Source organism: Bacillus sp. LSHTCR4 (assembly GCF_057197025.1).
In genome coordinates this window covers 195,187-217,156 of sequence record NZ_JBXUNO010000001.1, presented here as the reverse complement: position 1 = coordinate 217,156, position 21,970 = coordinate 195,187, and the positions used below count along the sequence as shown (strand labels likewise).

Sequence of the window (21,970 nt, the reverse complement as noted above, 5' to 3'; positions counted from 1 at the left end):
TTTTTTGAAAATTTAATTGATTTTTTATAAAACTGTATTCTTTCACTGGTATTACACATAAAAAAAAGGCCAGTGTTATACAACACTGACCCCTTTTTTATTAAAGCGCTCTAAATAAGAACTGCGCATATTGTTCACGTGTTACTTTCATGTTCGGAGCAAAGTTACCCTTCCCATCTCCTATTGAAATACCATTTGAACCTACTGCATTAATCGCATTTTCTGCCCAATGTCCTTTTGGTACATCTTTAAATCCTGCTGATCCTTTTACTTGTAGTCCGAATGCTCTCGTAAGAACTTGCGCCATTTCTGCACGTGTTAACGTATCTTTCGGTCTGAAGTTTCCTTTCTCGTCACCTGTAAAAATACCTAATTCTGTTACTGCTAACACTTCGAAAGGAAACATCGTTGAGTTATCATCAACAATATCATTATACGGGCTTTCTAATTCCTCATCTTCACCAAATTCTTCATCAAGATCAAGCGCACGATAAATTAAAGCAGCTACTTGTTCACGAGTTACATTATGTCCAAAACCAAACATCCCGTTTCCATAACCAAGCATAATTTCTTGCTCTGCTAAAGTTTGAATTGCTTCATAAGACCAATGTCCTGCTGGCACATCTTTAAAAATTGCCTGACTTGCTTGTTGTGGCTTTGCAGCTAATTCAGCTTTTGCTGTTGTCCCTTCAGCACCAAATGCTACTCCCCCCATAATTGTTAAAGCTGTTGCTACTTTTAGAATTTTTTTCTTCAAAGTATTCTCTCCCTAAAAACATATTTTTTTCTAATATAAAGAATTAATGGAATCGTAACAATACAATTCCCATGTGATTTTTGTCTAATTTATGAACTATATTTCATATACTTTTATTTACACCCTATTAATAATAAAGTTACTAAATCGTATATTTAACCATTAAAAAGTTACTTTATTCATTTTCTCCTTATCCACTAAATTCCAACAACTAAATTACAAATAGCAAATCGATATACTTATAAATAACTTAAAATAAGAAAAAAGCGTGGAATTCCCACGCTTTTTTCTCGATATATATTATATTAATATAATTTAAACATCCTTATATTTTAACTTTCATTCATAATTCTCATCTTTTACTGGAAAATAAAAAACAGCTTTATTTAAAAACGTTGCATATTGCTCACGTGTTACAACTTTATTCGGTTCAAATTTCCCATTCCCTGTTCCTACTATGACATGATTAGACTGCAGTGCACTAATCGCATTTTTTGCCCAATGATTATTTGGTACATCTTTAAATGTATGGTTCTTCTTCACTTCAAATGTAAATGCCTTCGTAAGAATTTGCGCCATTTCTGCACGTGTTACTGGTGCGGCTGGTCTAAAATTTCCTTTTTCATCGCCTTCAAAAATACCATGCTTTGTTAATACTAAAATTTCATCTAAAAAGAATGTAGCCCGCTCTGAAATATCTTTGTATGGATTTTTTAAAGGTCCTTCTTTTTTCAAATTCAATGTACGATAGAGTACTGCAGCTACTTGTTCTCGTGTTACATTATCTCCTACACCAAACTTACCATTTCCATAGCCTAACATTACTTTATTGTATACTACGTCCATTATATCGTCATATGCCCAGTGGTTTACTGGAACATCATCAAATACAATCATTTCTGGATATTCTTCTGCTTTTACGTTTGGAACAGTCGTACTTATAAACAAGCCGCCCATAATAGTTACCGTTGCCATTATACGTAACATGTTCTTCTTCATTGCCCTCTCCCCTTTATCTCCATTTGAAAAAACGGAAAATAATAGACTGAAATCCTTTCCAATATTACATATGTTGCTTTTGTACCCATTATGCAATATATTACATTTAAAAAATCTATTATTGTGAAAATCACTACTAAAGGAGAGCCAATTCGCTCTCGATTTCAACTTTTATGCCGAATTGTACGCAAATCACTTCTCTTTCCTGTATTCATGTAAAGGTGTTTCTATAGTATAAATATTCTACTTTTTTCAAAAGAAATCCTTCACATTTTAAACGTTCATTTTCTAGACAAAAAATGCATTTATATCGACTTAACTACAACATACGACAATATTAACCTCTCTATTAATAAAAGCTCATAATAAGCGGCAGATACCTCTCCTACACATTATGAGCTTTCACTTTATCTATTCCATTTTCCCTGGAGAATTATCAATTGATCGTTGTAAAAACTTCGCAAATTGCCCGCGTGTAACAAGCATTTCTGGCTCGAACTTGCCATCTCCCGTTCCTACCGCTACTTTATTAGACTGTAATGCGCTAATTGCATCTCTTGCCCAATGGTTTTCTGGTATATCTGTAAATGTATGCGGACTCTTCGCTTTCAACTCATAAGCTTTCGTTAAAATTTGTGCTAATTCTGCACGAGTCAGTGTATCTTTCGGACGGAAATTTCCATTTTCGTCGCCTTTAAAAATACCGATATTTGTTAAATGTAAAATTTCGTAAGGGAACATTGTTGACTTCCCGCTAATATCCCCATATGGATTCGCATCAAATACACTTCTTTTTAAACCAAGTGCACGATGTAGCACTGCCGCTGCCTGTTCACGTGTGATATTATCTTCTGTCCCAAACTTACCATTTCCATAGCCATACATAATGCGATGATATACTAAATTTGTAATTTCATCATATGCCCAATGATCTGTTGTTACATCATCAAACTCTATCATAATATTAGGACTAGATTTTTGCGTAACATCTGTATTTGCAGACACACCATTTGCACTTACAAATATCCCCCCCATTAAAGTTAGTGATGTCGCGATCTTTACTAGCTTTTTCATCTCTCTCATCTACCTTTTCCTTTATTTTCCTACTCGTTTGTTTTACAGAAAATATGGAAATTATCAATAGAATACAATCAAATTATTTACAATTCCGAATACATTTTTTCTTCTACCACTATTTTTTCACCTTTCGTTTTTCGAAAAGTAAAGGCCATTCCTACAAATATAAGGATAATCCCTACTACTTGCATACTAGTCGGTCTAAATCCAGTAAAGACTGTATCTAATAGTATTGCAACAGCAGGATCTAAAAATACTAACACAGAAATCATTCTAGTAGATAAATCTCTTAAACTGTCAAAAAATAAGTAATATACAAATCCAGTATGTATAAGACCTGTCGCTGTAATCATCATCCAGTTCATCTCTGTTAACCCTTGAAACTTGCCAAAGTCTACGAATGGTAGCAATAAAAATATACCTAAAAATGTTTGTAAAAATGTCATCGCATATGCGCTCGTATGTTGAATTCCTTTTCCTAGTAAAGTAGTAAAAGCATAAAATAGTGCCGCAAGGAGTGCCCATACCATACCAGATGACATCAGTTTCTCAAGCGATACATTTCCATCTACACCAGCTACTAGAACTGTACCGATAAAACAAATGGCAATAGACAAAACAGCAAACATTGTAAGTCTCTCTTTAAATACGATACTACCAATCATTAATACGATAATGGGTGCCAGATGGTAAACTGAAATCGCAATTGTAATCGACATAACTTCAAACGCTTTAAATAGAAATACCCAATTAAAAACGAGAAATACACCGCATGCTAATATTTGCATAACTTCTTTTTTATTCCATTGCTCACTTTTATATTGTCCTGTTACGAGCCAACATAATGCTAAAAATATTGTCGCACAAATGCAACGAACGAATACTAATTCAAAAGACGGTAAACCTGTTTGAACAGAAAAAAATCCAATTGACCCGAAAATAGACATCGAAAGGATCATTTTTATAGCTGGCATTGATTTTGAATGAAACAAAATATTAACCTCCTAAACATTTCACTGAATATTCCATATATTATACACTATAATTTTCCAAAATTCGAATAACCCACAAAAAAGAAGCAGTACACTACTGCTTCTTTTCTTTTTCATATTGTTCAAACGTATGAATTCTTTCAAAAATCGGTGGATGTGTGTATAAGAAAAACTTCACTAACGCAGGCGGATTTACTTGGCTTAAACTCGTTTTTGATAAATATTGAAATGTCTTCACACCAGATTTTCCGTCCTTCGTCATATCTAGAGCGTATTGATCTGCCGCTCGTTCTTCTATACGAGAAACATAGTTTGTTGCTGGCTGTGATGCAAAAGAGAGTACAGAAGAAATTAAGAAAAATAAAGGTAAAATTGAGAAACATGCTACTTTTGAAATTTGCAGCGTATTCCCCCATTTTCGAATACACATATTTATAATACGACTAATGAGGTACATCCCTATAAACGATAGCAACACATAACTCGCAACGCCCCAATATATATGTTTCATAACATAATGTCCCATTTCATGAGCCATTATAAATAAAATCTCTTTATCTTTTAATTGCTTAAGCGTTGTATCCCACATTACAATACGGGCATTAGGCCCAATTCCTGTTACGTAAGCATTTAACGCATTCGTTTTTTCCGACATATTTACTTCATATACGTGTTTTGCTGGAATATCGGCTTTGTCTGCTATCGCTAAAATTTTCGTTTCTAATTCTTTATTTTTCAGCGTCGAGAAGTCGTTATACAGTGGATCAATCACGACAGGCTGTATGAAGGTTAAAAAGATTGTAAACGGAACAGAGAGTGCCCATCCTGCTAACCACCATCTCTTCGGGAATTTACGGATAAGCCATAACAGAACGGCAACTACAATTAACATAGTCGCATAGCTCTCCCAAAAACCGATAACATGATCTTTTATCCAGCTTTGTGTACTTTGCGTGGAAATACCGTAATCAACAGAAACTTTTCGGCTAATCCATTGCATTGGCAGGGCAAGAACTGTTGTAAGTAATGATAAATAAAAGAAATAAATCGCAACTTGCAGGATACTTATTTTCGTCGTTTCCTTCGACCATTTCTCAAACTTTTTTGAAATACTGAGCACAAGTACAAATAATAAAATAATCCATTCAAGAGGCGTTGCTAAAAAATACAGTAAATTTTTCACGCGCGAATAATCTTGGCTTAGCGTAAGCTCTCTTGCATTCATAAACGTTTCTGGATCTGCACTCGTTCCTTTATACATGTCCGGAATCAGTTCATGATTCCATCCAAATAAATACCAATATATAAATAATGCAAACCCAACGTACAAAAAAAGTGACCACCCGATAACCTTCCTCACGCTATTCCCTCCTCTATGCTGCCTGTCTATTATTATTGTAAGTTCGTACATGCTAAATTAGAACAAGCTTATTACGCAACTTGCTCGAGAACCCTCTATTTGATATAAAAAAACTCTTCTACATAAAGAAGAGTTTTACCTACCTTTAGACACTTTCTTCGGTTCATACTCTGGGATAAGAAACGTACTTACAACCCAACATATTAAGCCAACACCTTTTATATAGCGTATATATTCATAGTCTTGAAAAAATAAAGTCGTTACAATAAGCGTAAAAAATCCAATTAAAACTAGTACGTATCCTATTTGCTTCTTAGATAGCATAACGCGCCCCCTTAAGGAAGTACATCCACTAATAAACTAAAATCTTGTAAAGAAAAAGAACTATATTTCATAATACCTTGTACAGCTAAAAGTAAAATAAGACCGGTCACACACATATAATTAACGCTTTCTTCACTCTTTTTTTCAGCAACTACTCCGCCACTAATACATAAAATCCCTAACAAATGAAGTGCTAAATACATAAAGAAATAAGCTTCCTCCCAGCGAAGAATAACATTAGCTGTCGTTATCAGTACTATACTAAGCACAATCAAATAAAAAAACTTATTTGATGATATCGTTTCATTCATATAATTTTATACATCCCTTTCAAATTTAGAATGAATGATGTTTCAAAGCTATAAAGTAAATGATTGTTTTCATACTATAAAACAAAAGGAAAGCCACTATTACTTTCTCGAATACTTTATCAACCCACATATACTTCTCTTCATTTTTTCTGAAGATGCGCTTCATCATTTCTTCTATAACTAGACCAAATATTAGTAACCCCCCTAACACAATAAGAAGAGAAATAATACTTTCTTTTACATGCGTACTAGAAAATAAGTAATACTCTGGAAACACAATCGTATCTACTACAAGGTTGCAGCCAATGACAAACGCTTTTATCACACATATCTGTAATAGACGTAGCATCTATAATGTCTTTCAATATTCTTTCAATCGTCTTCTTCATCTCATTTACTCCCCACTACGTCTGAAAAGCTTTTTTCCTGCTCTACATATATAGCGGGCATTTCTTTACTCCAATACTTTCGGTTAACAAATAAAAAGATAAGTACTAAGTTTAATCCTGTTATAAAAATAATAAGTCCTGGAAAGAACGTCGTATAATTTGAGAAATCTGCAAAACTCATTATCTCTTCTTTATTTATTAAAAAAGAAACGCCGATTACAAATGCATTGTTTAACATGTGAATAGCAATTGGCATGAGTAAGCTGTTCGTACGAATATATACGATTGATAGTACAACGCTAAATACAACTGCACCTAGGAAATCAACGTGTAACAATGCAAATAATATCGCTACAACAATGATTGCTATACTCGTTCCCCATTTTGCTGCAAAGCGTTGCAGTAAAAATCCCCGAAAAACGAATTCCCCAATGATTGGTGCGATGAATACGACCATAATAACTTGATAGACATATCCCCCAGTGCTATCTATAATCGGTTCACGTAATGCGTTCATAATAAATGCCGGTGTAATCCATGCAAAGCTATACATGTACAAAATAAGATATCCATAACTAAACACACATAACATAATCGTAATGTATAAAACTTGCACCAGGTTAAATGTTTCATTTCTATTAATAAATAATGAAAATGAAACACGGTGTTTTCTATACTCAAAAAAGATCCACATAATCGGCAGAATATAGAATATAAGAATATTTATAAAAGTAGAATTTTGCATATGAAATGTATTTTCTATCAATTCATTACTGGCTCTTGCAACTAAAGTTAATAGTGTAAATACAATTAAAAAATATCTAGCTCGCATCGTTTGAAACGGATTCACACTCATCTCCTCCCCTATGTTACTTTTATCATATCATTTGATTCTTAATTTTTTGAGAAAGAAAACCTTAAAATTTCCTTAAAAATTCCATAAGTTACAGAAAGATGATATGATATTCGAGGAAATTAGGAGGGATTTTTTATGTATGAAGCAAATATTTTGCTCGTTGATGATGAAACAGCAATTTTACAATTACTAACTACCATTCTTGAAAAAGAAGGTTTTTCTCATATTACAACTGCAACATCAGCTGAAATGGCTTTATCTCTTACTCAGCAAAACGATTACGATTTAATTATTTTAGATGTCATGCTTCCTGGACAATCTGGATTTGATATTTGTCCGGTCATTCGCCAAAAAACAGATTGTCCTATCTTCTTCCTCACAGCTAAAACATCTGATTTAGATAAAATATCTGGATTTTCACACGGTGCAGATGATTATATTACGAAGCCATTTAATCCACTTGAGGTAGTAGCTCGTATGAAAGCACAACTCCGAAGACATATGAAGCAAGTCATGCCACACGAACAAAAAGCACACGCCAGTTCATTTGGTAGATTTGAAATTGATCAACATTCCGCAGAACTTACAGTAAATGGACGTATTGTCGAATGTTCCGCCCAGCTATTTCAGCTACTACTCTTCTTTTGCGAGAATCCGAACTACGTATTTTCGAAAGAAGAAATATACGAAAAAGTTTGGGGAGCACCTGCCTATAATGGCGATGATAATACCGTTATGGTTCACATTCGAAAACTACGTGAAAAAATTGAACAAGATCCAAGTAAACCCGAATATATAAAAACCGTTCGCGGACTTGGCTATAAGTTCATTACAAAGTAGGGTGACGATATGAACTTTAATAAACGACTTATTATCCAATTTATCCTGCAACACGTATTCGTTTTAGTTACATTACTGATTGCTGTAGTAGCTGCTTTCACTTATTTAATTTTTCTTGTTACGAGTACTTCATATGAACCGAATATTCCAGATTCTGATAATTTTATGATTGCAAGATATATCTCTTCAGAAGATGGCGATATTTCGTTAAAAGCTGAAGTAAAAGACTTAATTAAGGAGAAAAATGATTGGATTCAAGTTGTAGAGGAAAACGGAAAAGTTCTCTATCACTTTAATACACCTAGTGACGTACCAACATCTTATACGAAAGCATCTTTATTCTCGTATATACAGAATCACATAGAAAGCCCTTATACATTTACATATTGGGAAATTGAATTAGAAGAAAAGAATGTACTTGTTATTTACGGCGGTATGTTAAAAAGCAATGCATTACTAAAAACAATCCAAAAAACGCACCCTTCTGTATCTACGGATTCGTTCACATTAACAGAAGAAGAAAAACAGTTACTTTCTAAAGAAAAAGCAACACTTCAAATCTTTAATAGCGTTGGCGAAGAAGTATTCTCCTATCCAAACGGAAAGAAAAAAACATTTTCTGTTATACAAGCCGCTCTTAGTGAAAAAGAACCGTGGAATCATAAAGAAAACACGTCTAGCTTTTATGACACAAATAGCAATCATCTCCTTGTTGTAACTGCCAAAAATGAGCACTACTACCCAGATGATGAAATAGACGATGTATTTACTAAAAAGTTTCTAATCGGATGCGGATTAATCCTTCTTATCGTATTTGTTTATTTAGTCATTCTTTCTATTTGGTACGGTAATAAATTTGGAAAACCGTTATTACATGCGATGCGCTGGCTTAAAAATATCGCTGGTGGAAAGTACGAAGAACCTGTTAGTAAAAAAGGGAAACCTATCAGATTCAGGCGATCTGGTAAAGAAAAATGGTCATTCCGCTTGTTTCGAGATGTTACAAGTTCACTAGAGCACCTTTCTATTACACTCCAAAAAAATGATGCGATGAGGCAAGTACTGCAGCAAACACGGGAAGAATGGATTACTGGTCTAACGCACGATTTAAAAACGCCACTTAGTTCTATATATGGCTATGCATTATTACTAGAATCAAAACAGTATAACTGGACTGATCGTGACATTCAACAATTTGGTAGTGTTATGAAAGAGAAATCTCAATATATGACTACATTAATTGATGATTTAAGCTTAACGTATCAATTAAAAAACAACAGTCTTCCTGCGCAGCATGTAAACATTGAAATGAATCAATTCGTCCAAAAAGTATTATTACAATTCATTAATAATCCGACACTTCAAAATCAAAATATTGAATTCGTACCAAGCTCAAATAAAATTCAATATTTCATTGAAGAAAAATGGTTCCAGCGTATTATCGAAAACTTACTCGTAAACGCGGTAAAACATAATAATGAAACGACTAATGTCATCGTAAAACTTTCGCAAAACGCTACTTCATTTACACTCTCTATTTCAGATAACGGAAAAGGAATGGATGATAAAACGAAAGAGCTTCTATTTGAGCGATATTACAGAGGAACAAATACAGAAGAAAGCAACATCGGAACGGGACTTGGCCTCGCCATTACAAAACAGCTCGTTCATGCTCATAACGGAACGATTTCTATCGATAGCGAACTAGGAAAAGGAACGACAATTATACTTGTATTTCCGTTTCGTTCGTAGAAAAGGCGCTATGTGGCGTCTTTTCTTTTTGGGGAGAGTTCAGCGGTATATGAAATTATATCGGCAATTTTTTTGAATATATCAGCGCAACTCGAATTATATCGGCGATTTTTTGAATATATCAGCGCAACTCGAATTATATCAGCGATTTTTTGAATATATCAGCGCAACTCACAATATATCGGCGATTTTCTAAATATATCGACTTACCGACAAAAATCGACAATAATAACCTACTACTATACAAAGTAAAAATAACCTTCCATAACCCACTATGAAAGGTCACTCCATATTTCAGCTATTTTCCTACCAACACAAACACATTCTCATCAGGTGCTTCCATTACCGCAACATGTCCTGATTCTGTTGGAAATGGTTCGCGAATCCATTTTACATCTTTATTATCTTTTAAACTATCATACGTTTGTTGCACATCTTCTACTAATACTTCGACTTCTATAAAATGAATATCCGGATGATTGCTTATTACTAACTCCGAACTTTTCTCATCTGGAAACTTCAATCCGATTAACGTCCAAATAACCCCTTCTTCTAGTTCTCTCTCTATAACCCAGTTTTGCTCCATTCCCATTTCTTTATAAAAAGAAACGGATCTTTCTATATCCTTCGTATGTATAGATACACATTCTAATTTTTTGAACATCTTCCCATTTCCCCCTTTATAAAAAAGCGAACCATTTCTCAATGACTCGCTCTCACTCTATTATTTTTTCTTCACCGGTATCCAAAGTTCTACTTGAGCGAACTCACTTTTATCTTCGTGGCAACGCTCATCGTATAATTCAAACTCTGTAACGCCGCAATGTTCATAGCCTGAATGCGGGAACCATTCTGAGAAAACAGCATTCCACGTTTGGTGAATAGACGATACCATTTCTTCATGAGGAACTTTCGGCGTTGTAAATACTGCATATGTCGCTGCTGGGAACGTACGCTTTGCAATTTCATTTGGTACATTTTCAAAGTCTGTAACTTCCATTCCAATAATATAAGTGAAGTCCCCTGTTTCTAAATTAAAATCAGTACATAATCCAAGCTCTACCCATTGACTCGTATCTTTACGATTCGGAATCGTCGTTCCAAGATCTTTTTGTAAATATTCTTGCCAAAATGCTGGAATGTCCTGATGGTTCTTCCCTTCTTTACTTGTCGTCTTCAGTTCATAACCCGCCACTAAAAATTCTGGTTTATTTACAATACGATATTCCATTTGTATGCCCCCTAAATACGGATTTAATTTTCTTTGCTTTACATTCACGCTGTAATACATCGGTGTTTCTATTTCTTGCTTTCGATATTCACTCGGTGTCATTTGAAATAATTTTTTAAAGGCTCTCGTGAACGTTTCGTGAGATTGAAAGCCATGCTCAAATGCAATATCAATAATTTTTTCATCCGTATGAGAAAGTTGATAAGCTGCCCGGGCTAACCTCCTCTTTCGAACATACTCCATTACCGTATCACCTACTAACGCCTGGAATACACGATGAAAATGCGACTCAGAAAAACCTGCAATGCGAGCTAAATTACGCAGCGTTTGTTTTTCCATTACATCTTCCTCAATATAATCAATGGACCTTTGAATTTGTGTTTCATAGCTTTCCATCTCTGTTCACCCGCCTTATATGTATTATGATAAAAGAGAATCTTATCCAATTCTTGACGTTTTTTACTATAATTTTAAAAACAAATGTAACTTTTTTATATGTATTTCGTTGTTATGTATGAAGGGAGGGAAATTAGTGAAACGCAAACAATCATTAGAAGACATTTACTCAGAGCATATGCATGATTTATTTCGCTATCTTCTCTCCCTAACCGGAGATTCTCATTTTGCTGAAGATCTCATGCAGGAAACCTTTTACCGAATGCTCGTCCATATTGATTATTACAAAGGCGAAGAAATTAGACCGTGGTTATTTACGATTGCCTACAACGCCTTTATCGATTGGTACCGAAAAGAGAAAAAATATAAAACAACGAAAATTGAAGAATTCCATTTACCAAACGTGCCAAGTACAGAGCACTCTTATTTCGTAAAACATGAGATCGCTAGTTGGTTAGAAGGTTTATCTTCTCTTCCGCTTGAAAGACGAAATGTCCTGTTACTACGAGATTACTACGGATTCTCGTATAAGGAAATAGCAGAAATGACCGGTCTCTCATTAGCGAAAGTAAAAATTGAATTACACCGCGGACGAAAAGAAACGAGAAACATAAAGGAGTGATACAGATGGGTTGTACAGCATTTAAAAAACTATGGGAGAAGTACGAAAACGGAACGCTCACGCATGATGAACAAGAGCTGTTAGAAAGTCATATTGAGACATGTGAAGAGTGTGAAGCTTATTTAGATGAGTTGCTTTTGAAGAATGAACCAATAAAGAAAAGACTACCACCACAAAACCTGAAAATCCCGTTTTGGAAAATAAAATGGAAACAACGTTGGCAAACCGTTAGTTTTGTTATCGCTGTTTGTATAGCAATCTATTTTGTCGGTCACTTTTCATCTTCTCTTTACTTCTATAATATGAAAAAGTTAACTGAAGTAGATGAGATTCCAGCACTCGCACTAGAAGCAACAATTCCAAATAGTCGTTCCACTGGAGGCAGTACAAAAATCAAACCCTTTTTCCGTACAGAAAATGAAATGGATTTATATAAAACGGTCGGCAAAAAAGAAATTCCAATCGGTACAGTAACAACGCGTAGCTTCTTATCATCTGTAACTGTCAAAAATAAATCATGGGAAAACAAACCCTATTCCAACAAACTTTCCTTTGTTCACCCAAAAATAAAGCAAGATGATCATTTGAAAGAAATCTCTAAAAAAGTTTGGGATACACTCGGAAAGATACATGAGGGCACCGTTGCAGAAGTAGCGATATCTTTTGACAAACCTTACACGTTACAAGAAGTAGAATCCCTTTTATATAGCGTATTTGAAGCACAAGAAATGCCGCCTACTCCTTTATGGTACGCTTTAAACACAGGGCAAGAAAGAATAGATGAAGAAGATTTCATCCTACATGGCGGAGAGGTTATCGGATTTTCAGAACATATAAATCTCCCCGATAATGAAGCAGAACGACCAAAGACAAAAGAAAATGAAGTAATCGAAATGATGCGCATTCTCTCTACACATAAAGAAACTGTAAGTAAAACTACTCGGACTCCTGAAAAAGAGCTGAACTTAGATAAGCGTTATGAGTATGTAAAAGATAACGGCGTAAAAGTATACGGGATTGTCATTACAGGCCCGTCAAAAGAGTTATTAAAATTACAAAGCTCACCTCATGTTCGTTATGCGACTCTTGGAGATATTGAGGTTTGGAATTGGTTTGATCAGTGATGAGAAAAAGGAGAGCATCTAGGGGTGATGCTCTCCTTTTTTATTCCTTCTCTACAAACTTCCAAACTAAAAGTGCTGCACATAGATAGGAAAGTCCAATAACTAAAAAACTATAGCTCGCTCCGCTGTACCAACTTGATGATTCATTTAAATTGATTCCCATAATTGCTATACCGACTAATGCACCGATTTGACGATTTACATTTAAAATTGCCCCAGCCATATTTCCATTTTCACGACCGGCAGATTTCATTACAATTGTAGTCATGGCAGGTACAGCTATACCTATTCCAAGGTTAACCATACTATATATAACTGCAATTCCTATGTAACTCACATTATTTACTAAAAGCATTAATAATACAGATCCTATACTCGCTATAAATAACGCTATAAATAATAACGATTTTGAGCTAAACTTAGTCACCATTTTTGCAAATAATACATTGCCAATAACAAATACACTCATCATTGGCAATAGTTGTAGTCCTGCTACAAACGGGCTTGCTCCATATGCTTTTTGCAAAAAGAGTCCAAACATAAATATGCCGCCAAATAACGCAAAGTTTATTAGAAATCCAACTATATTCGCCGAGCTAAATGTCTTGTTTTGGAACAACACTCTTGGTACAACCGAGTTTTTTGATTTTCGTTCTGTATAAACAAAGAGAATAGTAGTTAATACCGTTCCCACTACTCCTCCTAAAATTTGAAACGAGGACCATCCATAACTTGGACCTTCAATTAGAGTAAAAGCTAATAATGTTATTGTAGTTATACCGATTAAATGATTTAATACATTTATTTTCTCCTTTTTCGGTAATACATTAGGAATAATTACAAAGGCCATTAGAACACCGATAACCCCAATTGGAAGGTTTATAATAAAAATGCTCCGCCAACCAAATGTATTTACTAAAAGGCCACCAATAAAAGGACCCGTACCAGAAGCAATGGAGACAATTGCGGACCATATCCCAAACATTTTAGCTCTCTTCTTTTCATCCGGAAACGATAATACTAATAAACTAAGTGAACTTGGCATAAATAAAGCCGCTCCAACACCTTGAATTATTCGCCCTATAACAAGAGCGTTCCCCGTTGTAGCAACCGCACATAAAAGAGACGCGAACACAAAAATGATTAAACCAACCATATACATATTTTTTGCTCCATATTGGTTAGCCAATGCCCCTCCAGCGAGTAATAATGCCGCAAAAGATAAAATATATCCGTCGACAATCCATGTCGAACTATACAATGCCAGTCCTAATGTTTCCTGAATATTCACTACTGCAACATTTACTACTGTCACATCTAATGTAGCCATAATAAAACCCATTGCCAAAGTTATTAAAATGACGATACCTGATTTCTCTTTTGTTTGAACATCTAAATTTCTACTAGCCACCCCATTCACTTGCTTACTCCCCTTTCAAAAACTAGTAATTTACCTATATATTCCTTTAGGACTATAATAAAGAAAGTACTTCATTTATAAAAGTACTGATTTTTTATATAGTACCTATACTTTTATATAGTAAGGAGTGTTTATATGGAAAATGTAAATGAAGAGATTTTATTAAAATGCCCCATTGAAAAAACAATGTCTGTAATAGGTGGAAAGTGGACTTTCTTAATTTTAAGAGATTTATTCTATGGTCCTAAACGTTTTGCTGAGCTTGAAAGATGCCTAAACGGTATTAGCCCACGCACCCTATCTCTTCGCTTAAAAGAACTTGAACAAGAAAATATTATAAAGAGAACAATCTATTCAACTATGCCACCTCATGTGGAATATTCACTAACAAAAAAAGGGGAGACACTCCGTCCTATTTTTGACGCAATGAAGGATTGGGGAAATGAGTGGAAAATATTAAATGAATAGAAAGAAGGTATCATCTTATGTGATGATACCTTCTTTCTGTTAATCCGAAATCACTTTCACATACATCCCTCTCACCGCTTTTTCATAAGCTCTATCACTTATCCGTCTTATGTTTTCTGACACAACAGACGATGGAACAACTTCCCCTTCACGAAGTAACGGAGGATCAATAAGACGTACTTTATTGTTCTGATATAAATCATAATCATTTCTATCTTCTTTTACTTTTACATTCGGATGGACTTTTCTTAATAAAGCATGTACTTCTGCATCACTACATTGCTGCAATTTCGATATTAGCTCATCATCTTCAAGAAGAAAATCATCTGCATGAATAACCTTTTTGTGTAGAGCTAACTTTAGCGTTTTTGCTAACATATCATTTCCATAAATATTCATTGGTTGCATAAAGAAATCGATTACCTCTTTGTAATACGTTTCTGTAAACCACTCTGCCATTTCAATACTTTGAAGAACCATTTTCCCATCTACAGCGATGACATCCTCTAAAAAGCTATGAACCTCTTCTAAAGAAACATATCCGTATGTATACATATCTCGTAACGTATAATCCACTCTGTCTGCGCATAATTCTGGTGCTGACCTTTCAAGTAACGTCCACTTCGAATCATCTAACAAAATATCCTCATAGTTATAACCATACTTTGCAAGAATCGCTGGAATTTCTGAGTTTTTCACGACAGAACTAAATATCTCTTCATGATAACTTTCATTTCTATTATCAAAAACGTAATCAATCACATGAGAAAAAGCAGTATGTGATACGTCATGCAGTAAACCTGCAATTTGTTCCTCTACTGAGCCACCGAGTTTTTTAATTAACAACATAACGCCAACTGAATGATCAAAGCGCGTTACATTCCAGTTCTCATTTATTAAGTAGCTTGCGCCATTTTGATGAATACCTTTAAGTCTTTGCACAGACTTACTTACAATTAATTCTTCTACTACTGGATCCACTTCAAATTCTCCGTATAGTACATCTGATATGATCACTTATAATCCCCCTTTATTTCAGCCGAGTCTTATAATCGTACCTCTTTTATGAAATGAACACTATAAAAATAATAAATCTAAATATATTTATATTTAACTTTTAATATTGTATATTATACATGTCTGTTATTTGTTTTAATTTATTTATTTTTATTGCGTGCTCCTTATGTGGAGCCTTTTTTTATTGAAAAAATAGAGAGCAATTCGCTCTCTATTTTATACACCTATTCAAACGTAACTTCCACCTGCACAATCTCAGATCTACTTCCAAGTCGAAGCGGTGGTCCCCAGAATCCGAAACCAGAAGAAACAATTGCGTGGAACGCACCTTTTTGTGCGTATCCCCAGTCTAGTTCGTACATTCTTCTCGTTACAATATGATTTGGCGCCATTTGTCCGCGGTGCGTGTGACCAGATAATAGTAAATCTACGCCAGCATCCGCTGCTTGTTTTAACTCGAATGGTTGATGATCCATTGCGATAACTGGCATCGTTTTATCTACCGTACTCATAAGATTTTCAAAACTTTGGCGATCTCGCTCAGTTTTATCTCTTCTTCCAACGAGATAAAACTGATCTTCAATTGTAATTACTTCATCTAATAAAATGCGAATATCAATCTTATCCATCTCTTGTATAAATTCTGGAACTGCTCGCCCGTAATATTCGTGGTTTCCTAACACACCATATACGCCTAGTGGAGCTTTCATCTGTTTCATAATATGTCCCATATTTTTTTGAATGAACACACCTGGATGATCATCGATAATATCTCCTGGCAGTAAAATAATATCAGGCTCCATTTCATTTACATGATGGACAAGTCTTTTTAAATGCGAAACGCCAGATAGTTTACCAAAATGCATATCAGAAGCCATCGCAATGCGTAAGCTTTTACGCCCCTCTACTTTTTTCGGTATGTGCACCTCGTATTTTCTTACTACCGGGCTATATGCGTTGAATACTCCGTACGCAAAGATTAAAATAAATGCAGCTAACACAGCCGCCCCTGTCCAAATAATTGCCGCTTCTTTCTCCACTGAAAACTGTAAAAGAAAGACCATAATATTAGCTAAAGGCAATAGCATAAGCGCGTATTGTATAACCGCAAACCAAATCGAACCTATCGTTCGTAGAAATGGCAAAAACTTAAACACTTGCACGAGAATGTACGCATATGAAATGAAGCCAACAACGAAAGCGTAATATCCCCAAGACTCCCAGCCAAATACCGCATGAAGCCAAACCCATCCGTTCCAGCCGATGTAAAACATAAGTAGTGTGTATACAAGTAACATAGTAAATATATTGAAATAACGACGATTCTTCACAGCGTGCCTCCTTATGTATTTCTTCTATTATATCTTGTTATGCACGTTTAGCGTAAATATTAAGCACAGCAATCTTCACAATAAAGACCTCTAATTGCTAGATGCAAACCTAACAATTAGAGGTGCAATTCAAAACAACATTCCTTTTACAGATTTTCGTTATAGAAGCTTGTTAATTTTTCAACTGCAATTTTTACTGGTTCTGGTTGATCATATAAATCGTAGTGACTCGCACCTTCCACAACAAGTAAGTCTTTCTTCTCTGAAGCTGCTTTCTCATAAAGCTCATGACCATCTTTATAAGAACCGAATGCGCCTTGCTTGCTGCCGACAATAATTTGCAGCGGCTGCGTTAATAACGTATCTGCTAAATGGAACGCATCAAAACCAATTACCGATCCCATACTCGTAAAGTTTAATTTGTTTGGAGAGTTCACACTTTGACCTCGCGGCGTTGTGTAATACTCAACCGCTTCTACAATATCTATATCCGTCATACCTGCTGCCGCTAACTCTTCCTGATTTTTAGGAATCCAATTTGTAATCATTTCTTCTGCTCCGCGCGCTTCAGCAGTACGTTGTTTACCAATTGCCTCTAACACACCAATCGGGTTAGACTCACGATTTAAACGACCGATATTTGCACCAACAACTGTACCAACCGCTTTAATGCGACGCTCTGTCATCGCAGCATTTACTGCATAACCACCGCCTGCACACACGCCTAACACACCGATACGTTCTTCATCTATATAAGGTAGGGTAGTTACATAATCTACTGCTGAGCGAATATCCTCAACTCGCGCAGCTGGCTCTTCTATATATCTCGGTGCACCTTCACTTTCCCCTTGATACGATGCATCAAACGCAAGCGTTACATATCCTTGTTCTGCTAACTTTTCCGCATACAACCCTGCTGTTTGATCTTTACAGCTACTACCTGGATGCACACAAACAATCGCTGGATTTTGTTTCTTTTCCTCAGCACCTTCAGGAATGTTCAAAATACCTGCAACTTGTAAACCTCTTGCATAAAATCTTACATTTTTCTTCGTAACTGACATATATAAAACCACCCTTATCTCATTTTTAATATTACACTTGTGAGAGTTATTACTCACGTGTATATTTATAATAAAATGAGTAGCACCTTGTTTCAATGACCACATTTACACATTTGGGTGATAATACACACATAACGAAATATGTGTATCAACAACGGAGGAACACCATATGGAGAAAATCGATCGAAGAATTATAAAATCACAAAACGCTATTCAATCGGCATTTATAGAAATGCTAATTGCAGATGGCTTTGACGAAATTACCGTAAAAAACATTACCGAAAAAGCAAACATCGGGAGAAAAACTTTTTACTTACACTATCTAGATAAGTACAATTTATTAGATAAAATTGTTGACGATCATTTAAACCAATTAAAAGAAATATGCTACAAGAAGCAAAACAAAGAGTTTATAGAAGGAACGATTATATGGTTTGAATACTTCAAAGAACACAAACCATTTTTCGCGGCGTTATTTAACAGTAACAGCACCTTATCATTTCAAAAAAAATTACTAACTTTCATCATGGGCGAAATAGAGAAAAAACTAAACGCAAACACATCAGTAAATAAAAACATCGATAAACACATCATTTTAAAGTTTTTAGGAACGGCTGTAATGGGCATTTTGGAATCTTACGTGTTAGACGAAATTGATAGTGATGTTGCATTTGTTGCAACGCAAGTTGGGGAGTTGATGAAGAGGAATATATAAACAATACAGCGGCGATTCCCTTGAGAAGGATTCATAAAATTTCACTATCCAAAACTCACCTATGCAATTATGCATAACTATCCCTTCCGTTTTATTTTCATGTTACGATATAAACGAAATACGACATATATCGACAAAAATAAAAGGAAGTGATTGTATGAAATGCTCTAAAACGTATTTAAAATGTTTAGCATTATCCGCTGTTTTTGCTAGTAGCGCTTTAGCACTTTCAACACCTGCTGCTTACGCTCAAACGACGCCACAAGTTGTAACAGATATCGGGCAAAATGCAAAAACACATACGAGCTATAATACATTTAATAATGATCAAACTGATAATATGACAATGTCTTTAAAGGTAACTTTTATCGATGATCCGAGCGCTGATAAACAGATTGCCGTTATTAATACAACTGGTAGTTTTCTAAAAGCAAATCCTACTATAAGTAGTGCGCCTATTGATAACTACCCAATCCCTGGCGCTAGTGCAACATTACGCTACCCTTCACAGTATGATATTGCCTTTAATCTTCAAGATAACAGCGCCCGTTTCTTTAACGTAGCACCTACAAATGCTGTAGAAGAAACGACTGTAACCTCTAGTGTATCATATCAACTTGGCGGTTCTGTTAAAGCTTCTGCAACGCCAAATGGACCTAGCGCTGAAGCTGGCGCAACTGGCCAAGTAACTTGGTCTGACTCTGTAAGCTATAAACAAACTAGTTATAAAACAAACTTAATTGACCAAACAAATAAAAACGTAAAATGGAACGTATTCTTTAACGGATATAACAATCAAAACTGGGGTATTTACACACGTGATTCCTACCATTCTTTATATGGAAACCAACTGTTCATGTACTCTCGCACATACTTATATGAATCTGATGCAAAAGGTAATTTAATACCGATGGATCAACTTCCAGCGCTAACAAATAGTGGTTTCTCTCCTGGTATGATCGCTGTTGTTATCTCTGAAAAAAATACAGACCAATCTAACCTACAAGTCGCTTATACAAAACATGCCGACGACTACCAACTTCGTCCAGGCTACACATTCGGAACTGCAAACTGGGTTGGTAACAACGTAAAAGATGTTGATCAAAAAACATTTAATAAATCGTTTACATTAGATTGGAAGAATAAGAAATTAGTAGCGAAAAAATAGATAAAGAAAACCGAACCGCCATTTAGATGGTGGTTCGGTTTTTATTTAAATTACAAACTCTTTCACTTCACATTAAAATAAAACTTTCAATACTACAGAACAAACTTAAGTGCTCTGCATGGAAGTTTGTATGATTAGACATTCTTTACATAGATAAAAATATAAAAAACTCTCTCCTATTTGAAAAGTTATTCCTCCTGTAAGTCCCCCTTCATTCCCATAATCTTCTCCGGTCAACATAGCCACATAGTTCATACTTTTCGAGCAACAAGGACACGTTGCCTCTATAAAATCGTCTATGTATAGGGGCGCTCCAAGTATTCTACAAATATAATCTCTTCCCATCGCATCAAAAGCTTGGTCATTTTCATCTTCATCACAAGGGACATCATATTTCTCCATCGTTATTAATTTCATATCATATTTCGGCAAAGGAACTGGTATCTTATCAATTAATTCATACTTCCAATCAAACATCTCACTTTGAGTAATGGTATGTATAGAACGTTCCATTATATTTATTTTGAAATTTTGTATATCTTCATATAAGGAACAATTTAAACAAGTAATTAACGGCAACTCTCTTAATTCTTCTGTCTTAAGTTCCTCTAATCTCGAATCATTCAAATCAAAGGTAAATATTTGATGCGCTTGTTCATTACATTGCGGACATATAGGAACTTCCCAAGTTGCTCCACCAAAATAATGGCTATATCCCTCTTCCCCGCGAATAACTCTAAATCCTAATTTATTCATACATTTGCCTCCACTTTATAAATTGTAGGTTAGGTATACTTCATATGTAATCATCTATTACTATCTGTCTCGTACAGCGGGTGAATACTATCTCTATTATAGAAGTAACAACACATTATCATTTCAGAAGAAGTTACTAACAAACTAGAGAGAAAGTTATATACGCATACGTCAGTACATAAAAACATTGATAACAACACAGGTTAGAGAGTTTATAAAGTGAAATACATAAGGTTGTAAAAAAATGCACCCAAAATTTGGGTGCATTTTCATTTTCAACGTAAAAACTTCATGTGTTGCTGCTTTGATTTTAGTCCATAATACTTTCTTCAGCATAACAAACAAATACTTGCTTTTCCGAACGTAAAGATACTACATAATATTCATCTTCAAAATGCCCTACTATATACCCCTTTTCCCCCGCCAGTTCAATTGTTTCTTTATTAAAATATACTCTTGATCGATCAAATTTTATATGTTTTATAATACTCTCTAACTCATTTTCGTTTACTTCCATACATACAGGAGAAATCACATCGAAAATATCAGTTGCAGGATCATACTAGTTTATTAAAATTGTACTCTTTACAGTGGATTTTCTCCAATTTAACTCTTTTAATTCTTTTTCAAAAACGTAATTTTGTACCTTTGTTAATTCCTCTTGAATCCCTTCACAATTCACTAAAATATATAAATGAAATTTCGACATCATTGTTTTCATAAATTGTTCCATGCTTGTATCAACATCAACTATATATCTATTAATTTTTGATAACAAATTCAAGATTTTATCATTTTCAAAATTATCATGTTCATCTAACACTAGAAAATATCCGTTTTTTTCGGTTGCAGGTTTGTGTATTTCAATGTATGTGCCCATCGTTTCTCCTTAAAAACAATTTTTATTTGCCACTACATTCCCATGGCATATATAAAGAAAGAAGAGCCAACATCAGCTCTTCTTGCTATCATATACTTAATAAACCTATTTTTCCCTAAAC

General features: G+C 34.8%; 22 protein-coding genes and 2 pseudogenes. 7 read left to right on the top strand and 17 right to left on the bottom strand.

Translation table 11 applies throughout. The features are described 5' to 3' along the window. Positions 1–100 precede the first annotated feature (100 nt). The 9 genes and pseudogenes from AC2CGR_RS01060 to AC2CGR_RS01020 all read right to left on the bottom strand — a co-directional run bounded on the left by AC2CGR_RS01060 (position 101) and on the right by AC2CGR_RS01020 (position 7,065). Positions 101–757, bottom strand: a complete 657-nt coding sequence (locus AC2CGR_RS01060; RefSeq protein WP_002194439.1) for an S-layer homology domain-containing protein — start codon at positions 755–757, stop codon at positions 101–103. A 339-nt stretch (positions 758–1,096) separates the two neighbouring features. After that, a complete protein-coding gene (locus AC2CGR_RS01055; RefSeq protein WP_087965545.1) occupies positions 1,097–1,756 on the bottom strand; it encodes an S-layer homology domain-containing protein in 660 nt (219 codons plus the stop codon). A gap of 411 nt (positions 1,757–2,167) precedes the next feature. Next, positions 2,168–2,839 (bottom strand): S-layer homology domain-containing protein, encoded by a 672-nt coding sequence (locus AC2CGR_RS01050; RefSeq protein ID WP_087965548.1) that lies wholly within the window; start codon positions 2,837–2,839, stop codon positions 2,168–2,170. A gap of 77 nt (positions 2,840–2,916) precedes the next feature. Further along, positions 2,917–3,825, bottom strand: a complete 909-nt coding sequence (locus tag AC2CGR_RS01045; RefSeq protein WP_080448894.1) for a DMT family transporter — start codon at positions 3,823–3,825, stop codon at positions 2,917–2,919. 94 nt (positions 3,826–3,919) lie between these two features. Next, positions 3,920–5,185, bottom strand: coding sequence for a M48 family metallopeptidase (locus tag AC2CGR_RS01040; RefSeq protein ID WP_484480444.1), 1,266 nt, complete (start codon positions 5,183–5,185; stop codon positions 3,920–3,922). A 135-nt stretch (positions 5,186–5,320) separates the two neighbouring features. Next, positions 5,321–5,509 (bottom strand): hypothetical protein, encoded by a 189-nt coding sequence (locus AC2CGR_RS01035; RefSeq protein WP_044792689.1) that lies wholly within the window; start codon positions 5,507–5,509, stop codon positions 5,321–5,323. An 11-nt stretch (positions 5,510–5,520) separates the two neighbouring features. Beyond that, positions 5,521–5,820, bottom strand: a complete 300-nt coding sequence (locus tag AC2CGR_RS01030; RefSeq protein WP_277479699.1) for a hypothetical protein — start codon at positions 5,818–5,820, stop codon at positions 5,521–5,523. Positions 5,821–5,845: 25 nt separating this feature from the next. Then, positions 5,846–6,209: pseudogene (locus AC2CGR_RS01025) on the bottom strand (hypothetical protein). Position 6,210: 1 nt separating this feature from the next. After that, positions 6,211–7,065 carry a CPBP family intramembrane glutamic endopeptidase gene (locus AC2CGR_RS01020; protein WP_098224845.1) on the bottom strand — a complete coding sequence of 285 codons (855 nt, stop codon included), beginning with the start codon at positions 7,063–7,065 and terminating at the stop codon, positions 6,211–6,213. A gap of 135 nt (positions 7,066–7,200) precedes the next feature. On the opposite strand from AC2CGR_RS01020, the gene AC2CGR_RS01015 reads away from it, so the two are divergent. Together AC2CGR_RS01015 and AC2CGR_RS01010 are read left to right on the top strand one after the other, a co-directional pair. Further along, positions 7,201–7,905 (top strand): response regulator transcription factor, encoded by a 705-nt coding sequence (locus tag AC2CGR_RS01015; protein WP_087965560.1) that lies wholly within the window; start codon positions 7,201–7,203, stop codon positions 7,903–7,905. Between the two features lie 9 nt (positions 7,906–7,914). Beyond that, positions 7,915–9,657, top strand: coding sequence for a sensor histidine kinase (locus tag AC2CGR_RS01010; protein ID WP_484480443.1), 1,743 nt, complete (start codon positions 7,915–7,917; stop codon positions 9,655–9,657). Positions 9,658–9,955: 298 nt separating this feature from the next. On the opposite strand, the gene AC2CGR_RS01005 is transcribed toward AC2CGR_RS01010, so the two are convergent. Together AC2CGR_RS01005 and AC2CGR_RS01000 are read right to left on the bottom strand one after the other, a co-directional pair. Further along, positions 9,956–10,321 (bottom strand): VOC family protein, encoded by a 366-nt coding sequence (locus AC2CGR_RS01005; RefSeq protein WP_484480442.1) that lies wholly within the window; start codon positions 10,319–10,321, stop codon positions 9,956–9,958. 60 nt (positions 10,322–10,381) lie between these two features. Then, a complete protein-coding gene (locus AC2CGR_RS01000) occupies positions 10,382–11,284 on the bottom strand; it encodes an AraC family transcriptional regulator (RefSeq protein WP_061659211.1) in 903 nt (300 codons plus the stop codon). A 118-nt stretch (positions 11,285–11,402) separates the two neighbouring features. Here AC2CGR_RS01000 and AC2CGR_RS00995 point away from each other — a divergent pair, with 118 nt between their 5' ends. Both AC2CGR_RS00995 and AC2CGR_RS00990 read left to right on the top strand, forming a co-directional pair. Beyond that, positions 11,403–11,906 (top strand): RNA polymerase sigma factor, encoded by a 504-nt coding sequence (locus AC2CGR_RS00995; RefSeq protein WP_270185395.1) that lies wholly within the window; start codon positions 11,403–11,405, stop codon positions 11,904–11,906. A gap of 5 nt (positions 11,907–11,911) precedes the next feature. Further along, entirely contained in the window at positions 11,912–13,030 is a 1,119-nt protein-coding gene (locus AC2CGR_RS00990; protein WP_484480441.1) for an anti-sigma factor, read from the top strand. A 40-nt stretch (positions 13,031–13,070) separates the two neighbouring features. Here AC2CGR_RS00990 and AC2CGR_RS00985 read toward each other — a convergent pair whose 3' ends face one another. Further along, entirely contained in the window at positions 13,071–14,450 is a 1,380-nt protein-coding gene (locus AC2CGR_RS00985; protein WP_484480440.1) for an MFS transporter, read from the bottom strand. A 135-nt stretch (positions 14,451–14,585) separates the two neighbouring features. Here AC2CGR_RS00985 and AC2CGR_RS00980 point away from each other — a divergent pair, with 135 nt between their 5' ends. Further along, positions 14,586–14,918, top strand: a complete 333-nt coding sequence (locus AC2CGR_RS00980; protein WP_484480439.1) for a winged helix-turn-helix transcriptional regulator — start codon at positions 14,586–14,588, stop codon at positions 14,916–14,918. Positions 14,919–14,957: 39 nt separating this feature from the next. Here AC2CGR_RS00980 and AC2CGR_RS00975 read toward each other — a convergent pair whose 3' ends face one another. The 3 genes from AC2CGR_RS00975 to AC2CGR_RS00965 all read right to left on the bottom strand — a co-directional run bounded on the left by AC2CGR_RS00975 (position 14,958) and on the right by AC2CGR_RS00965 (position 18,330). Then, entirely contained in the window at positions 14,958–15,935 is a 978-nt protein-coding gene (locus tag AC2CGR_RS00975) for an HD domain-containing protein (RefSeq protein WP_484480438.1), read from the bottom strand. 224 nt (positions 15,936–16,159) lie between these two features. Then, the gene (locus tag AC2CGR_RS00970; protein ID WP_071723822.1) at positions 16,160–17,266 is read right to left on the bottom strand and encodes a metallophosphoesterase; all 1,107 of its coding nucleotides are present in this window, start codon (positions 17,264–17,266) and stop codon (positions 16,160–16,162) included. 146 nt (positions 17,267–17,412) lie between these two features. Continuing rightward, positions 17,413–18,330, bottom strand: a complete 918-nt coding sequence (locus tag AC2CGR_RS00965; RefSeq protein ID WP_131101597.1) for an alpha/beta hydrolase — start codon at positions 18,328–18,330, stop codon at positions 17,413–17,415. Between the two features lie 169 nt (positions 18,331–18,499). Here AC2CGR_RS00965 and AC2CGR_RS00960 point away from each other — a divergent pair, with 169 nt between their 5' ends. Further along, positions 18,500–19,045 carry a TetR/AcrR family transcriptional regulator gene (locus AC2CGR_RS00960; RefSeq protein WP_484480437.1) on the top strand — a complete coding sequence of 182 codons (546 nt, stop codon included), beginning with the start codon at positions 18,500–18,502 and terminating at the stop codon, positions 19,043–19,045. A 157-nt stretch (positions 19,046–19,202) separates the two neighbouring features. After that, positions 19,203–20,213: a beta-channel forming cytolysin CytK2 gene (cytK2, locus tag AC2CGR_RS00955; RefSeq protein ID WP_484480436.1), complete on the top strand. Its 1,011-nt coding sequence runs from the start codon at positions 19,203–19,205 to the stop codon at positions 20,211–20,213. A gap of 105 nt (positions 20,214–20,318) precedes the next feature. On the opposite strand, the gene AC2CGR_RS00950 is transcribed toward cytK2, so the two are convergent. After that, complete coding sequence (locus AC2CGR_RS00950; protein ID WP_484480435.1) at positions 20,319–20,969, bottom strand: hypothetical protein; 651 nt, start codon at positions 20,967–20,969, stop codon at positions 20,319–20,321. A gap of 310 nt (positions 20,970–21,279) precedes the next feature. Further along, positions 21,280–21,849: pseudogene (locus AC2CGR_RS00945) on the bottom strand (hypothetical protein). Positions 21,850–21,970 lie beyond the last annotated feature (121 nt).